Genomic DNA, 2,049 nt, shown 5'->3' on the forward strand with positions numbered 1-2,049 from the left:
CTGGAGCTGGCGCCGATCGCGGCCGCGTTCGAACGCCTGCGCGCGCAGGCCGACGTGGTGGTGGTGGAAGGCGTGGGCGGCTGGGCGGCGCCGCTGTCGGCGACGCTGGACCAGGCCGATCTGGCGCGCGCGCTGCGGCTGCCTGTAGTGCTGGTGGTCGGCCTGCGCCTGGGCTGCCTCAACCACGCCCGGCTCAGCGCCGCGGCGATCGCCGCCGATGGCCTGCAGTGCATCGGCTGGATCGGCAACGAGATCGACCCGGCGATGGAGCGCATCGACGACAACATGGCGATGCTGCGCGCGCGGTTGCCGATGCCGTGCTGGGGGCGCCTGCCGTACCGGCCGCAACCGCAGGCCGAGCAGTTGGCAGCGGAATTGCAGCCGTGGGCGGGCATGTCGCCGGGCTGAGCAACTGCCGGTGGCACTGCGCTGCCGGCTTTTGTGGGAGGGACTTCAGTCCCGACGCCTGACCGATGCCGCGTCGGGGCTGAAGCCCCTCCCACAAGAGCAGGGCGTCCAGGATCCGCAAGATGGGCTGATCCCGAATGCCGGGTTTCACTCCCGAAGCAAGCGCATGGAGAAGCCCGGTCGAAGAGGCGATCTACCGGCTTCTGGCAAAGCACCGGAGCTGAAGCCTCTCTCATCAGGAAAGACAGGAACGCCAAGACGCACGCGATCAACCAATCCTGAATCCCCACTCCCGAATCCCGCCCATAAAAAAGGCCCGGTAGAGGGAGGGATCTACCGGGCCTTGGGTTGCACGGGGGGAGGGACCCATGCAGACCGAGCGTGCGTCGGGCGGCGAACCGCAGCGACGTCGAAAACTAGTGTTACTTGGCGGCGGGCTTGGCCTTCGGCGCGGCCTGCTCGGTCGCCGCTTCGAACTGGTGCTTGGCGAGCTGGCCGATGGCTTCGGAGGCCTTCAGGCCCAGGCCGAACACTTCCTGGTTGGCCGTGGCAAGCCGCTCGAAGTTGTCGCGGGCGATCTGCAGGCCCTTCGGCCACAGCGCCTGCACGGTGCCCAGATCGCGCGCCTCGGTCAGCTCGCCGAGGAAGCCGGTGGTGGCCGACACGTTCTTCTCGAAGGTCTTCAACTGCACGCCGAACACGCTCTCGGCGCTCTCCAGCGCCAGGCGGTTGGCACGCGCCGCGGCGGCGGCGAACTGCTGGGTGTAGCTGCTGAACTGATCGTTGAATTGAGCGGACATCATGCAACTCCGTTGGAATGCCGACTGCTGTTGCAGTGCAACATACGCTCATTCTGCTGCGATGCAACAAAATTTTCTGAAGCCGCTCAGGATTCGTTCAAACTGCTTTTCTGATCAATTACTTGGCGCAATTCCGCCAGCCCTTGCCGGACGCCTCTGCGGGCCTGGAAAGCGCCAGATGCGCGCAACGACGCAAGGCGGGCAGCACGCAAACCCTCAGCCGGCGCGGTGCCGCCCTTACGGTTCCCGAATCCCCACTCCCCATTCCCGGCCTTGTTCAACCCGGCCCGCGATAGCGACAGCCGGAGGTGCAGGTTTCGTGCACCACCACTTCGCTCAGCAGCGGCAACACCGGCTTGAGCCGGTCCCAGATCCACACCGCCAGACGCTCGCTGGTGGGATTGTCCAGGCCCTCGATGTCGTTGAGGTAATGGTGGTCGAGCTGGTCGTAGAGCGGGCGGAACGCCGCCTTGATGTCGCCGAAATCCATCACCCAGCCGCTCTCGGCGCCAGGCTCGCCGCTGACGTGCAGCTCGATGCGGAACGAATGCCCGTGCAGGCGCGCGCACTTGTGGCCGGGCGGCACGTTGGGCAGGCGGTGCGCGGCTTCGAGGGTGAAGACTTTGAAGATATCCATAGGGAGCATTGTACGGTCAGGGGTGGAGCGGCATGCCGGACTGCCGGCGCCGCGCGGCGACGACGGCGCCGTCGTGCGGCAAGGCGTCGCGACATGCGCGATGCCGGGTGGAGCGGACAAAAAAGGCCGCCCCGAAGGGCGGCCCGAGGGCGTGCGCAGCGCGTGGCCGCGGACGGATCAGCGCGGCGCGGCGGGGCGGTTGCC

General features: G+C 67.3%; 4 protein-coding genes. 1 reads left to right on the forward strand and 3 read right to left on the reverse strand.

Features of this window, described 5'->3' with window-relative positions; translation table 11 throughout:
* Positions 1-408: ATP-dependent dethiobiotin synthetase BioD (bioD, locus tag D180_RS09140; protein ID WP_017912555.1), on the forward strand; the 408-nt coding region annotated here is incomplete at its 5' end.
* 422 nt (positions 409-830) lie between these two features.
* On the opposite strand, the gene D180_RS09145 is transcribed toward bioD, so the two are convergent.
* The 3 genes from D180_RS09145 to D180_RS24515 form a co-directional block, all read right to left on the reverse strand.
* Positions 831-1,208 (reverse strand): phasin family protein, encoded by a 378-nt coding sequence (locus D180_RS09145; RefSeq protein ID WP_026143664.1) that lies wholly within the window; start codon positions 1,206-1,208, stop codon positions 831-833.
* Between the two features lie 277 nt (positions 1,209-1,485).
* Entirely contained in the window at positions 1,486-1,845 is a 360-nt protein-coding gene (gene queD / locus D180_RS09150; RefSeq protein WP_017912556.1) for a 6-carboxytetrahydropterin synthase QueD, read from the reverse strand.
* Between the two features lie 16 nt (positions 1,846-1,861).
* Positions 1,862-2,049, reverse strand: a 188-nt coding sequence (locus D180_RS24515; protein ID WP_232760414.1) for a hypothetical protein, incomplete at its 5' end; no start/stop codon positions are given.

It is taken from the genome of Xanthomonas sp. SHU 166, assembly GCF_000364685.1.
Taxonomy (GTDB): domain Bacteria; phylum Pseudomonadota; class Gammaproteobacteria; order Xanthomonadales; family Xanthomonadaceae; genus Xanthomonas_A; species Xanthomonas_A sontii.